General features: G+C 52.2%; 5 protein-coding genes. All 5 read left to right on the top strand.

Annotated features, from left to right (window positions below; translation table 11 throughout):
* Positions 1–14: 14 nt before the first annotated feature.
* The 5 genes from M2387_RS03455 to M2387_RS03435 all read left to right on the top strand — a co-directional run bounded on the left by M2387_RS03455 (position 15) and on the right by M2387_RS03435 (position 15,021).
* Positions 15–9,038: a putative Ig domain-containing protein gene (locus tag M2387_RS03455; RefSeq protein ID WP_259047194.1), complete on the top strand. Its 9,024-nt coding sequence runs from the start codon at positions 15–17 to the stop codon at positions 9,036–9,038.
* 92 nt (positions 9,039–9,130) lie between these two features.
* Positions 9,131–10,855, top strand: a complete 1,725-nt coding sequence (locus tag M2387_RS03450) for a TolC family protein (protein ID WP_259048270.1) — start codon at positions 9,131–9,133, stop codon at positions 10,853–10,855.
* Positions 10,852–11,589, top strand: a complete 738-nt coding sequence (locus M2387_RS03445) for an efflux RND transporter periplasmic adaptor subunit (RefSeq protein ID WP_259047192.1) — start codon at positions 10,852–10,854, stop codon at positions 11,587–11,589. The genes M2387_RS03450 and M2387_RS03445 overlap by 4 nt, the downstream gene beginning before the upstream one ends.
* Positions 11,582–12,898, top strand: coding sequence for an efflux RND transporter periplasmic adaptor subunit (locus M2387_RS03440; protein ID WP_259047190.1), 1,317 nt, complete (start codon positions 11,582–11,584; stop codon positions 12,896–12,898). Before M2387_RS03445 ends, M2387_RS03440 begins: the two co-directional genes overlap by 8 nt.
* Positions 12,899–12,900: 2 nt before the next feature.
* Positions 12,901–15,021: an HlyD family efflux transporter periplasmic adaptor subunit gene (locus M2387_RS03435; RefSeq protein WP_259047188.1), complete on the top strand. Its 2,121-nt coding sequence runs from the start codon at positions 12,901–12,903 to the stop codon at positions 15,019–15,021.
* The last annotated feature ends 42 nt before the right edge of the window (positions 15,022–15,063 follow it).

The following is a 15,063-nucleotide window of genomic DNA, read 5'->3' as shown; positions in this document are numbered from 1 at the left end:
CAGGATATCAGACTATGAGTTATTCCCGTTCTAAAACCGGCGCTGAGCGTCGTTCTGTGCTGCAAGCCTGGGCGCTGGAACCCCGAATGATGTTTGATGCTGCCGCCGTGGCGACAGCAGAGCAAGTGATTGATGCAACTGACTGGAATCCTGGCATTGTTGCTACGGGCTCGAAGAGCACCCTGACGATTAATGAAGGCAGTTCGCCGCAAAATGTCGATCTGTTTTCCGGCGTAAAGGTGATCAGTGCCGGAGATAAAGAAGAGCTGACTGAGCTGGTGATTAAGGTCAGTACCAGCGGGAGTAATCAGGCATTAGTGATTGATGGTTCGACTATTGCCTTACAGACGGGCACCTCTGAAACCGCAGACAATGGCTATTCCTATCAGGTGTCTGTCAGCGGCGGAGTTACGACCCTGACGCTCAGTATCGCTTCATCTGAAGCCTATAGTCCGGATGATATTGCCAAACTTATCGATAATATCGCCTATAAAGCCCTGGATACCACGGTGGAAAGTGGTTCGGTAACCGTCACGCTGGTCTCCTTGAGTGATGAGCTCGATACCACCGATATCGGCATTTCTGCCACCGTTGATATTGACAGTAAAATTAATGTCGCGCCGGTGGTGAATGACGGACATGGTCTTGAGTCCGGTGGCACTGTAGCCTTGCCAGGCATTGGCGAGCAGGGACAGGTGAGTTATTCCGCAGACGGACAATATGCTTATGTTGCCGGGAAAGGGAATATCTCGCTGTTTATGGTGGATGGCAGCGGCAATCTGTCACTGGTGAAAACTTTAGCGGTTGAGGGGATGGGGACGGTGACTGAACTGGTCACTGCACCGAGTGGGCAGGGGGTATATGCGATTGATGGCGGCGAAAACATCTATATGTTTAGCCTTGATGCCAGCAATAATCTGGTTCTCAGTAATACCTACAGTAGTAGCAATGGAGAGATTAGCGGCGGACTGGCCTTATCTGATGATGGAGCTTATCTTTACGTTGGCACCCACTGGAACGACGTCGCTATTTTTACCCGCGATACCACCACCGGTGAACTGAGTTATTTAGACCGAGCGCCAGGCTCTTCAGGTAGTAACGATCGCAACGGGATTATTATTAGCCGCGGCGATATGGTCTATGTCGCTTATTCCTCAGGGGATCACACTATTTATGCTTATCAGCGTCAGGCGGACGGTCGACTAACCACCGTTGCCTCACTGATTGTTGATGGCTTTGGTTACCAGAGTGTCGATTTTAGTCTGGCAGTTTCAGCTGACGGGCAGTATCTGTATGTGGCTAACCCTGATGAGAATACCCTCAGCGTTTATCAACTGAGTGGAACAACGCTCACAGAGGTTGAGTCAAGATCATTTGATGATATTGGCAGTATTGCCCTGAGTGCTGATGGTAAGTTACTGTATGTTAATGACAATAGTGGCACTCTGCATACCTACGCGGTGGCGGCGAGTGGCGGGCTGACCGCACTGAATACGCTGTCCGATATTAAAGGAAAAGATATTGCCGTCTCTAAAGACGGGCTTTCGGTACTGATAACCCAGGAAAATGGGATCACCCGTTACACCCTGGCTCAGACCATGACCAAGGGAAGTCCGGTCGAGTTTGCCCAGGGTATGACTCTCTCTGATAGTAATAATGATGTTCTCAGTGATGGACAGGGAAATTATATTGGCAGTCAGATTACAGTCAGTGCCGACAGCAATAGCGGCACCTTTGGTTTTACTAATGCCAATAATCTGAACTACAGCAATGGCGTGATTTCGCTTGATAACCAAGCTATCGCCACGGTAGCGACTAATGGTGAAGGTAAAGTGACTATCACTTTCACCGGTGATGTCACCAAAAACGTCGCCAATCAGGTTCTTCAGCAGCTGACTTACAGCAATAATGCCGCAACGCCAGGGAGCTTTATTCAGCTCAGCGTAACGGTCAGTGACGGTGAGCTCACCAGCCAGGCGCTGGTTACCACGGTTCGCGTTAACACCGTACCGCAAGTGAATACTGACGCGGCGACCGGCTATAATCTGGACAAAGCCATCAGTGAAACCGGCTACAGCTTTACGCTATTTTCCGGATTATTCAGTGATGAAGATGGCGATAACCTGACCTGGAGCGTCACGGGCTTGCCGAAAGGGATTACCTTTGACCCGGATACGCGAACTTTGTCAGGACAGGCGCTGGAAACCGGCACCTTTACGCTGACTATCACCGTCACCGATGCCTCGGGCGGCAGTGCGACGATTGAACGTAGTTTAGAAGTGGCCCAGATCGATAACCGGGCACCGGTGGTAAACGAGGCTGTCTCTTCACAACTCAGTAATGCCACTGTAGGGAGCGCTTATAGCACCACGCTGAATAGCAGCCTGTTCACCGACCCGGATAGCCTCTATGGCGATAGTCTGAGCTGGTCAGTCTCGGGCTTGCCTGAGGGAATAGTCTTTGACGCAGAGACCTTAACCCTGAAGGGAACCTCCTCGGTTGCGAAGGATTACACCGTCACCGTCACCGTTACCGACGAGTCTAATGTTTCTACCTCAAGAGACGTCACGCTTCGGGTCATCACGGTTGAAGAGGCAAACAACCAGGCGCCGAATCTGAGTGCCGATGTTAGCACCCTGGCCTATACCAGCGATGGCAAACTCGAAGGGTTTAATCAGTATGTTAACAGTATCACGCTATCAAAAGACGGCAGTCTGCTGATTGTTGCAGCAAATAGCAGCAGTAATGTGAATGGTCCGAATGGTACCGGTACTCTGTTTGTCTACAGCCGTGATACGAAAACCGGTGAGCTGACGCAAATTCAGGCCTTTACTCAAGGCACCGTCAACGATGGTGATGACAGTAACGGTATTGAAGTTGATGGTTTAAAAAACGTTACCTCTATCACCACCTCGGCAGATGGCAGTCTGCTGTATATGACGGGTTATACCGATACGGGAAGTGCGACTGCTTACTCGGTCAGTGTTTTCAGTGTCAATGAGTCGGGTGGCCTGACATTTATTGGCTCGGTTGCTGATATTCCCGAAAAAGTGCTCGATCTGAAAGTATCAGAACAAGGCAACAGGTTATATGCCTTATCGGCGACCACGCTCTATAGCTATCAGATCGGCGATAATGGCGAACTCACGGCTATTGATAACTATCTGCCAGCCACCGGGCTCGGTACCGCCATCGAGGTGGAAGTCGATGCTCGGGGAAATGTCTATATTATCGGCGCTTCACGCGTCAGTATTTATCAGCCGGACGCCAACGGGGAACTGAGCTACGCCGGTCAGATAATTCGTACCGGTACCACAGTCGCCTGGACCGATGCATCAGGTACCACTGAGACGCTGGCGACCAATATCAACAGCAATGCCATGAATGGTATTAATGGTCTTGAAGTCTCGGATAACGGATATATCTACCTCACCACCAGTAACGGCTTCCTCACCACACTGCATTATGACAGTACCAGCAACAGCGCTCAGTATGTTAATGCCTCTGATGCCTACGAGGTGCTTAACCAGTACCCCCATACGCTGGTGTTGTCCGGCGATGGCAGTACCTTATTTATGGCAGGTGCCGGGTCGACCACGCTGGCTATCTATAAAATTGATGCCAGTGGCATCCCCCAGTTTAGTGAAAAAGTCACGGTAGCTGACGGTATGTCGCGCTTTGTTGTCAGTGCGGACGGTAAGTCGATTTATGGTGGACGCCATCTGTTCTTCGGCACTATGGGCTTGAGTATGGCCAGTGCGGGCAGCGTTAACGTTGACTATACCGAGCTGGAAACCGTCAATATTACTCAGGCTATCCAGCTTAATGATGCTGAATATGATGTGCTGAATAGCGGGAAGGGTAACTATAACGGTGCGGTGCTGACCCTGGAAAGAACGACAGGGAACCAGGCGGTCGATACCTTTGGTTTTACCAGTGGCGACGGACTTGCGTTGGAAAACGGTATTCTGACCCTGAATGGTAACCAGATAGCGACCTTTATAACGACTGACGGCAAGCTGGTCTTAACCTATACCGCAGATGTTGATACCGCCACCGCGAATGAAGTACTACAGCGCCTCACTTATACCAATACCAGCGATATGCCGGGCAGTAAAATTGGCTTAACCCTGTCGGTTGCCGATAAATATGTCTCCAGCAGTATTAGCCTGCTGCTGAATGTGACTGAAATCAATAACCCGCCTTCTCTGGTGGCAGAAGGGAAAGATGTCACTTATATCAGCGGCGGTGGTCCGACTAAGCTGTTTGATAATGTAGAACTTTCTGCGGGTGAAACCGAGCAGACTATCAGCGAAATCACCCTGACCGTAGACAATATTCAGGACGGCGATCGCGAAATACTGGTGATTGGCGGCGCTTATACTGTATTAACTGATGGCGCAACGGGCTCCGGCGGCGTGGAATATCAGGTCACGGGTGAAGATGGCACGGTTGAGACGGTGTATTACTCCGTCAATACCCGCGTCTCAGTGGTTGATGGTGTAGCCACCGTAACGATTGAAAGCAATGAAATACCGTCCGAGGCGCTGGCCGCTTTGGTACAGAGTATTTCTTATCGCAACGGGGCTTCTGATTACAGTGAAACGCCCACGGCGGGCACACGTGTCGTGACGATCACCGCGGTCAAAGATAACGGTGGTGTGGCAAATAATGGGGTCGATACCACCGCTGTTTCTATTCGTAGCGAAGTGGAAGTCGGCCTCACGAACAAAGCCCCAACCTTAACCGCCGGGGATAATCAGAGCCAGTACACTGAAAAAGGTGATGGCGCGGTGGTGTTTAAAGATGTGGTGGTCTCGACCGGTGAAAACGGCCAGGCGATTACCTCTATTTCGCTGACTGTTTCAGGTATTCAGGATGGCAGCAGCGAAGTACTCCATATCGATGGCACGACCATTGCGTTAACTGATGGGAATAGCGCTGTTACTCAGCAGGGCATTTCCTACAGCGTCTCTGTGGTAGACGGTGTTGCAACGGTAGAGCTTTATTCTGACGGTGGTTTATCCACTGAAGCGACAGCCAAAATGCTGTCAGAAATCACCTATACCAATACCAGCAACGATCCAACCGAAGGTTCACGTACCCTTACCCTGACGTCAATCCAGGATAATGGCGGTACCGCGGATGACGGCCAGGATAAGACCGAACTCAGTATTAAGGGCACGGTCAAGGTGGTGGGTGTCAATGACGCACCTGTCATTAATGGCTCAGGCGTCAGCAGTAACTATACCGTCAGCGGTAATCAGGCTGAATTATTTGGAAGCCTTGCTATCTCGGCGGTAGAGAAAAACCAGTCGATGTCGAGCGTGACCTTTAATATTGACGGCGTGAAAGATGGCAGCAATGAGCGCCTGACCATCGACGGCACTGAGATTGCCCTGACCGCAGGCAGCGGCACCACGTCAGGCGGCCATGCTTACACCGTAACCGTTGAGGATGGCGCCACCACGCTGAGCCTGACCTTTAAGGAAGGACTCACCGGAGCACAAACCGCTGCCTTGATTGAACAGTCGCGCTATAGCAACAGTAATGAGGTCAAAACTGCGGGTGTGCGCACCGTTTCCGTCAGCGTTCAGGATAATGGCGGCGGGGATGATACCAGCCTGTTAGCGGCAACGGCGAAGGTGACGATTGTTGATAACGCGGCCCCGATTCTGGGCGCGGGTCTGGATAATAGCCATCTGGTCAGCGGTGAAGTCATCGGTGATATCCCGGGTGTTAGTGACGTTGTCACTAGCGCGTTGAGTCAGGATGGTAAAACGCTCTATGTCGCTGGCAGTGACGGCAATATGGCGGTATTCCAGCGCCAGACGACAGACGGCAAATGGGTTTATCAGCAAACGGTTGAAGTCTCGTCGGGCGCGATTGAGTCAGTGGAAGTCAGCCAGGATGGCAGTCATGTGCTGGTGCTGGCCGATTCAGGCAATAGCCTGACGATTTTCTCCACCACCGAAGGTTTGACTAAAGTCGGCACCCTCGAAACCCAGAATGTCAGCGACTTTGCCCTTTCAGCTGATGGTAAAACGGTCTATGTCGTCGATGGTAACTACTCAGGCCTGAAAGTGTATACCCAGGATAGCGAGTCAGGGGCATATACCCGGACTCAGGAAATTTCCGGTGCCACCGGGACAGCACCTTATCTGTTTACCGCCGTTGAGATTAAAGCCGTCGGCAACTACGTCTATGTGTTAACCGATCCGGCTTCCGAAACTGTTGCTAATACTCTGATTGTCTATCAGGTTCAGGATAACGGCAGCCTGCAAGACGTGGCTTATATTCGTGATGGTCAGGGATCTGCCAGTATTAATGATAACGCCAGTCTGACGGTCTCAGCTGACGGTAAGCAGATAGTGGTTACCACTGGCAGCAGTATTAGCCTGTATAGCTTCGACTCGGCGACGGGCAAATTGGATTTTGTCAGCCAGCAAACCAACCTTAGCCAGATAGCTTCTGTGGCCTTGTCTGAAGACGGAAAGACCCTCTATGTCACCCAGTCCACTGGCAGCGTCAGCCGTTACCTGGTGGAAAGTGATGGCAGCCTGAACTTAAAACAGACAATAGACAGCAGCCAGACTCCGGGACTTAAAGATGCCGGCCTGATTATCTCCGGTAAAAATGGCAGCCTTATCGTCCTTGGCGACAACAGCGTTGTTTCGCTGTCTGATCGGTTAGTTGACGCTATTGCTATTGAGTATACCGAAGGCGAAACGCTGCCACTGACCGGGGGTATTACGCTTAATGATGCTGAATATGACGAGCTGAATGAAGGTAAAGGAAACTATCAGGGTGCCACCATTACTTTGGGCCGCGACAACGCCAGCGCAGACGATAATTTTGGTCTGAGTGAAGCTAATGGTCTCTCGTTACAAGACGGGAAAGTCATGTTTGATGGCAAAGCAATAGCCGATTTTGTGAATAGCCAGGGAACACTGACCCTGGTCTTTACCTCCAGCGTCAGCACCGAGCTGGCGAACCAGGTTCTGCAGCAAATTACCTATACCCATGCGGGTGCCGATCCCGGGAATGCGATTGCCTTAAACCTGAAGGTTACCGACAGTTATGGTGCGAGTGACAGTGTCACTTTATCCTTGGCGGTCACGACCATTAACGATGCGCCAACCCTGACCACCACGCCAGTGAATGGCACCTATGTTGAAGGCGGCACGCCTGCCGGTATCTTTAAAGATAGCCAGGCCAGCACCATTGAAGCCGGGCAGACCTTTATCAATACGACCCTGACGGTTTCAGGTGTGGTTGACGGTGCGCATGAAAAACTGACGCTTGATGGCACGGAAATCGCTTTGATTGCCGGTAACGGTAAAACCGTTAATGGCTATGACTATCAGGTAACTGTGCAAGGGGATGTCGTTACTGTCACCGTCAGCAACAGCGAGGGTCTGGCATTAGCCTCTCTGGTGGACGGATTAACCTACAGCCATGACAGTAATGACCCGACTGCCGGGACGCGTACCGTTACCCTGACCAGTATTCAGGATAATGGCGGTACTGACCTGGGGGGGAAAGACAGCAGCGTTCTGAATCTTGCCTCAACCGTGACGGTTCAGGCGGTCAATAACCCGCCAGTCGTGACCGGAACCGGGAGCGATACCCAGTTTACTGAAGGGGGTACGCCGACGCCGCTTTACACCGATGTCAGCGTTGATACGGTTGAAGCGGGCCAGGCTATTCGCAGTATTAGCGTCACCGTCGGTGGTCTGAAAGACGGTGCGAGCGAACAGTTATACCTCGATGGCACCGCTATTTCCTTAGTCAATGGCAGCGGCACCACGTCCAGCGGCTATGCCTGGACGGTCTCAGTCGTTGACGGCAACGCTACGCTCACCTTGAGCAGCGCGAGCAGTATCTCTGCCCCAGCATCAGTGATTGAAGGTATCCGCTATTCCCATACCAGCAATAACCCGACAGAAGGTGTAAGAAATATCACCTTGAGCTCGGTTCAGGACAGTGGCGGTGGTCAGGACAGCACCCAGCCTGACCTGAAAACAGCGGTAACCGTTATAGCGGTAAACAGCCCACCAGAAGCAAGCGTTGATAGTCTGATTTTACCGGGCGCGACACAAGACACGGACTATAGTCTGACCTTCCCGGAAGACTTATTCACTGATGTCGAGGATAAAACGCTGACATGGCAGATTGATGGCTTACCTGAAGGTTTAAGCTTTAATCCAGCGACGCATACCTTATCAGGAACACCGACTACCGATGGTAGCTATACCATGACGCTCACGGCGACTGATGCTCAGGGTGAGTCAGCCAGTATCGTTCTGACTCTGGACGTTGAGACCCGGCCCGTCAGTCATGTTGAGTTCACCTCGACCGTCGGATTATTCCCGACAGCAACAGGGGGTACAGACAGTATTTATGCCTCACTTGCAGAGTCACTTGGCCTCAATGTGGCCTCCTCTGAGATCACTGACCTGTCCCGTACAACGCATTTAGCCACAGGTCCGCTGGATTTAGCCGCGTCTCCCTGGTCTTTAAACCCGATTCAGTTTGGTCAGTTACCCGAGCTTGAAAAAGTCGACTTCAAAGGGTTAACCCACAAAGCGCATAGCACCGGGACGGTTGATTACTGGGAGCCTGTGACTGCGAATATTCAGATCCATTCTGTTGCCGGTCAGGGGGAGTTTATCGATGCCCGTCTGGCGAATGGTCGCCCATTACCCGAGTGGCTTCAGTTCGACCCGGCTACGGGCGAGCTGAAAATGGACAAGACGCAAGCGCCTCAGGTTGGGCAAATCCAGCTCAGACTGATTCGTGCTGATGGATCTGTTCTGTTACTGACCTTAAGAGAGCCGTTGTCGGTCGCTTCAATTCAGTCTGCATTACCTAAAGATACTGTATCCCACGAGGTACGGGCGACTTTTGAGGCAGTCTTACCTGCTAAAGATGCCATTTCTAAAACACTCGCCGCGGGACAAGGGGACAGTGACGCTTTACTTAAAGCCTCTCTGGAAATGTCAGCCTCCGCAGCACAACCTGCACAAGCATCATGATTAATTTAAAAACAATAATAGGGAGTACTCTGGTGGGTCATTCTAAGTTTGAACAACATAAGGCAAACGGCTGGGCAAAACGCGGTCTTAAAATGACAGCGATAGCCAGTGCTTTATTCCTGGCAGGCTGCGCCGTGCGTCCTGAACCTGTGACGATGGATGAGCAGATTAGCCAGGCGCTCAGCGATCGGACACAAATGTATGCCGATCAAGAGCCGGTTCGCGGTGTTATTACGCTCGATGAGGCGCTGGCTCGCTCATTAAAATACAACCTTCAGCAGCGCGTTGCCCTGATGGAACAAGCGATTGAAGATAACCTGCTGGGCATCGCTCAACTGGATATGCTGCCTAAACTGGCTGCACAGGCAGGTATGGTCACGCGAAGCAATGTCGCGGCATCGAGTAGCCAGTCGGTGACCACCGGTAAGCAGTCACTGGAGGCATCAACCAGCCAGGATATGACACTGCGTACCGCAGACCTGACCATGAGCTGGAACGTGCTGGACTTTGGTATTAGCTACTTTAATGCCAAAATACAGGCGAACAAAACCTTAGCGGCAGAAGAACGCCGTCGTAAAGTGGTGGCAGATATTACCCGTCAGGTGCGCACCACCTACTGGGAAGCCGCTACGGCCCAGCGTTTGCAACCTGAAGTTACCCAGGCTTTAGTTAAAGCGCGTCAGTCACTGGCCTTTGCCCGTCAAACTGAACGTGAGCGTCTGCTGCCGCCGGTGGAGTCACTGCGTTTCCAGAAAAATATGCTGGAGATGGTCCGTCAGCTGGAAGTGGTTGACAGCGATCTGGTGCTGGCGAAATCACGTCTGGCTGCGCTGATGAACCTGCCGCCAGCAAGCAGTTTTACCGTGGTTTCTCCTGAGCAAAGCAGTCTGGTTCAGATCAAGCTGCCTTACACCCTGGGTGACTTAGAGAACTTTGCGATGGTCAAACGACCTGAAATTCGTGAAGAGACCTATTTAGCCCGTAATGCCGTGCTCGATACCCGTCGCTCATTAACCCGCTTACTGCCAGGCGTGTCACTGTTTGCCGGTATTAACGGCGACAGCAACGATTACCTGGTTAACCGTAACTGGGCAAGCGCCGGTGTGCAGGTCAGCGGCAACTTGCTGAATGTTCTCTCCTGGTCTTCGGTCAAAAATGCCGGTGAAGCAGGTGAGTCACTGGCAGAAGTCAGACGTCAGGCATTACGCATGGCGGTTCTGACCCAAGTGAACGTGGCTTGGCAGGAATACCAGCAGAGTACTCAGATGTTCGAGCGTTATCAGGAACTGGCACGGGTACAAAGGGGTATTCTGAACCAGACCGATCAAAGCTACCGTAACCAGGCGGCGACGCAGATGGAACAAGTGCAAATCAGCACTGAAACCATTCTGACCACCCGTGCCCGTGACCGTAGTTTTGCCAGCATGCAGGATGCGCTGGGCACCGTCTATCAGGCAGCCGGGCTGGATGTATTGCCGGATAATATCAATGGCACTAGCCTTGCCTCATTGAGCGCCAGCATCGGGAGTACCACGCAGCAGATTGAAAAAGGTCAGCTGGCAAAAGTCTCTATGCAGCTCTCCAGCGCACCGGTAACCCTGGCTGCACCGGTAACCGTACCTGCGCCAGTCGCCCGTACCGCGCCGGTAGCGGTAAGTCAGCCGTTGCTCATCGGTCAGCAACCGGTCAGCCTGCCTGTTGCTGCCAATAAGCCTGTTGTTATGAGCAGGCCGCAGGCCACAACGCGCACCAATCAGGTTAACCGCATCGATGATATGTGGAATAACCTTGAGTCGCTTTCCGGAGTCGCGGAATGAGACTTCTGATATTGGCAGCCTGTTTGCTGCCGATAGCAGGTCTGGCTGAGTCTCAACTGGATCCCGTTCGGGTCCAGTTGAGTGCCGTGAAACAGACCATGCTGTCCAGTGGTATCGCCGCTCGCGTCAATGAGCTTCATGTCAAAGAAGGTGACAGTTTTAAGCAGGGGCAAACCCTGCTGACCTTCGACTGCACGGTATTACAGCAGAAACTTAATTACTCAAACGCGGCCGAACAGGCCGCACGTAAAAAAGTCTCTGTTGCTAACCGGCTGGATAAACTCAATGCTATCAGCGTGTCTGATGTCGATGAGGCGCGTGCGGCGTTGTCGATGGCCCAGGCGGAAGGTGGCGTGAACCGTGCAATGCTAAAGCGTTGTAACATCGTCGCTCCTTTCAATGGCCGGGTGACAGAGGCGCGCGTACGTCAATGGGAAACCGTTCCTGAAGGTAAAGAACTGCTGGCTATCTATGACGACAGCGCTTTTGAACTGGAATCCATTGTGCCGTCACGCTGGCTGGTGTGGTTGAAAACAGGCACGCCGTTTACCGTCACCCTGGACGAAACCGGACAAACCTACAGCGCTGAAATAAGCCGTATCTCGTCTTCTATTGAACCGGTGAGTCAGTCAGTGAAAGTCTTCGGTAAAATCACCCATGCCAGTGAAGGGCTGCTTCCCGGTATGAGTGGTGAAGCGCGTTTCGTTCCAGCGGAGTCATCGGTGAATGAGTAATCCTCTACAGCCGCTTGCGGAACTCTTACAGCTCCAGCGCCGCATGCGGGCGCTGGACAGCCGCGAGAGTCTGGCCTTTTTTATGGTCAATGAGACCCATCGCCTGACGAACTATCGTCAGGCGATTCTCTGGGACGGAGTCGCGGGTAAAATAGTGGCGGCTTCAGGGGTTTCCAGCGTGGACAGTCACGCCCCGTTTTGTCGTGGCTTTTCCGCACTTTGTCGTCAGTGGCAGCAGACTTTCCACAAAATAACCGCCGTCAGGGCGAATGACCTTTCCGTTGAGGACGGTCAATTCTGGCAGGAGTATTTGCCAGAAAACGGACTCTGGATACCGCTTCCCCATCAGGGGAAAGGCGGGGAACTGAGCTTAGTCCTGCTAAAAGATGCGCTATGGTCGGAGCCTGAAAAACTCCTGCTGGAGCAGTTAGCCGATGCCTATGGTCATGCCTGGCAGAGTCTTTCTCGTCAGCCAAAAAGTAGCAGAACCGGCCCCCGGATAAAGCGAAAGGGGCTGGTAATTGGCGTTGCTTTGGCTTTAATCATGCTGATCCCGGTTCGGCAATCGGTACTGGCACCCGCGGAAGTGGTGGCGAATAAACCCACCATACTGCGTGCGCCGCTTTCTGGCGTGGTGGATGTTCTTGAGGTTAAACCTAATCAACCTGTTGCTAAGGGTGATGTCCTGGTCAGCCTCGATGCCCGTGAATTACTCAACCAGCGAGAAAACGCCCGTCAGCAATTTGCCAGCGCCGAGGCCCAGTATCGTCAGGCCCAGCAGATGGCGCTAAGTGATGCAGATGCCAAGGCTCAGCTCGCGGTACTTGCCAGCCGTCGCCAGCAGATGCAGAGTGAAATGAAGTTTGTTGAATCTCAACTGGCACGTATGGCACTTAAGTCACCCCGTGACGGCATAGTGATATTTGATAATGCCACGGATTTACTGGGACGATCAGTCTCGGTCGGGGAGCGAATTATGATGGTTGCCGACCCAAGTGATACCCAGCTTGAAATACAGCTGCCAGCCGGGGATGCCATCGCGCTGGAAAACGGCGCAGAAGTGCGCTTATTCCTCAATGTTGCACCGAACTCACCACAAAATGCCGCATTAACTCAGATTGGCTATCGTGCAACGCCTGACGCTGAGAATGTGATGGCGTATCGCCTTCTGGCGGAGTTTAATCAGCCAGAATCGGTAGTCAGAGTGGGTCTGAAAGGGACGGCAAAAATCTATGGCGAAAGAACGGTACTGATTGCCTACTTGATGCGTAAACCCTGGTCATCGTTACGTGTCTGGCTTGGGGTCTGAGCATGAACGCTGACGCTTTGCTCGTTGCTCCATTAAGGGATGAGTTAATTCTTCACCCTGGCCCGACAGACTGGAAGGGGGCACCCAGTTGGACCCTGGAGGATCCTTTACGGGATCGTTATTACCGTATTGGCTGGCTGGAAAAAGCGTTACTTTCCCACTGGTCACTCGGGGATGCGAACGCCATTATCACGCGGGTTAATCAGCAACTGCCGGTTGAAATCGATCGCGAGGATATTCGTTCATTTTCAGAGTTTCTTCAGACCCACGCTCTGACCTGGAAGGTGGATGATGAAACCGTTGCTCAGTTCACGCGACAGAAAGCCGCGGCAAAACGTTCATGGTGGAGCTATGCGCTGCATAATTATCTGTTTTTACGCATTCCTATCTTGCACCCTGACGCTTTTCTGAAACGTAGCCTGCCATGGGTATCGTTGTTTTATAGCAAATTTTTCTGGTTAACGACATTTTTTGCCGGACTAACCGGGCTGCTGTTTGCCAGTCGCCAGTGGGAAACCTTTCGCCATACTTTTCTCCACTTTTTTACCCTCGAAGGGGCGCTGTTAGCGGGGATAACCCTCAGCCTGACGAAGTTTATTCACGAACTGGGGCATGCTTATACCTGCAAACGCTACGGAGGTAAGGTCAGTAGTCTTGGCATTGCACTGCTGGTGATGATGCCTGTCTTGTACACCGACACCTCGTCAGCGTGGAAACTCGCCAGCCGTAAACAGCGGTTAGCCATTGGTGCCGCGGGCATGATGACCGAACTGGCGATTGCCGCCTGGGCGACTCTGGCATGGAGTTTCCTGCCTGATGGCATGTTACGCAGCGCGGCGTTTATGCTGGCGACCACCACCTGGATAATGACCCTGGCGGTTAACCTCAGCCCTTTGATGCGCTTTGATGGTTATTTTTTGCTCTCAGATGCCTTAGGGGTCGGCAACCTGCAGCAGAGGGGGTTTGCTGTTGGTCGCTGGAAACTCAGAGAACTGCTGTTTGGCCTCAAGGATGAACCTCCTGAAGCGATGCCGGACTGGTTAAGGCGGTCGCTAACGTGCTATGCATTTTCGACCTGGGTTTACCGACTTTTTTTGTTTACCGGGATTGCCTTGCTGGTCTATCACATGACTTTCAAGGTGCTGGGTATTCTGTTATTTGCCGTTGAAATTGGTTACTTCGTTATTGTCCCGATTATCAATGAACTGCGGGCCTGGCATGGGCGTCGTAAGGATTATCGTATGAACCGTCAGATGATACTGACCCTCAGCGCGGCGAGTTTGCTGCTGCTGATTTTTCTCTTTCCCTGGCAGCATACGGTCTATGCGCCAGGCCTGATACGGGCCGAACAGCAGGGTAGTTTATATATGCCGATGCCGGCAAAAATTGAACAGATCAAGGTGTTGCCAGGACAGCAGGTCGCGAAAGGCGATGTCCTGTTTATTCTGCATACAGATGATATGGTTCAGCAGAATGAAAACCTGACAAGACAGCTACAAACCCTTGGCTGGCAGCAAGATTATCAGACGCTTAACCGCCAGACATTGCAGACGCATCAGCGCATCAGAAAGGAACGTGAAGCCGCGCTAAAACATCAGCAGGTGCTTTCTGAACAACAGGATTCCCTGATTATTCGCTCCCCCTTTGATGGCCGCGTGGCCGATCTGGCTAATCCACTCAGTGCGGGTGAATGGCTGGCGCAGGGAGAATGGCTGGCAACGGTGACACATCCTGAAGGTGCAATGGTTGAAGCCCTGGTCAGAGAAAAAGACTGGCTTCGCCTGAGCCCTGGCGCGAAAGGAACTTTCTATTCAAAACAGAGTTCTCTGCCAGGTTTGCAAGGTGAGGTGGTCGAGATTGAACAGACCGCAGTCACCGATCTCCGTTCTGTTGCGGAACTGGCCTCAGTATATGGCGGCGATATTGCAGCCCTGACTAATCAGCAGCGTGAAATTGTCCCTGAGCAGGCGGTATATCGGGTGTTACTGCGCCTCGAACCCGGAACGAAAGCACCGCTTCAGGTTCAGCCCGGAACCCTGGCGCTGGAAGGTCAATCGCAGATCCTTGCCTGGAGTTTATGGAAATATCTCTCTGCGGTGGTGGTGCGGGAGCTGGCGTTTTAAGTTTTGTATATAGCGAAGGCGTAATGGAAATGTTACATCTTG

The organism is Klebsiella sp. BIGb0407 (assembly GCF_024807845.1).
In the GTDB taxonomy this organism is placed as follows: domain Bacteria; phylum Pseudomonadota; class Gammaproteobacteria; order Enterobacterales; family Enterobacteriaceae; genus JGM124.
The sequence above is the reverse complement of the archived record's forward strand: the minus strand, read 5'-3'. Positions and strand labels throughout refer to the sequence as shown.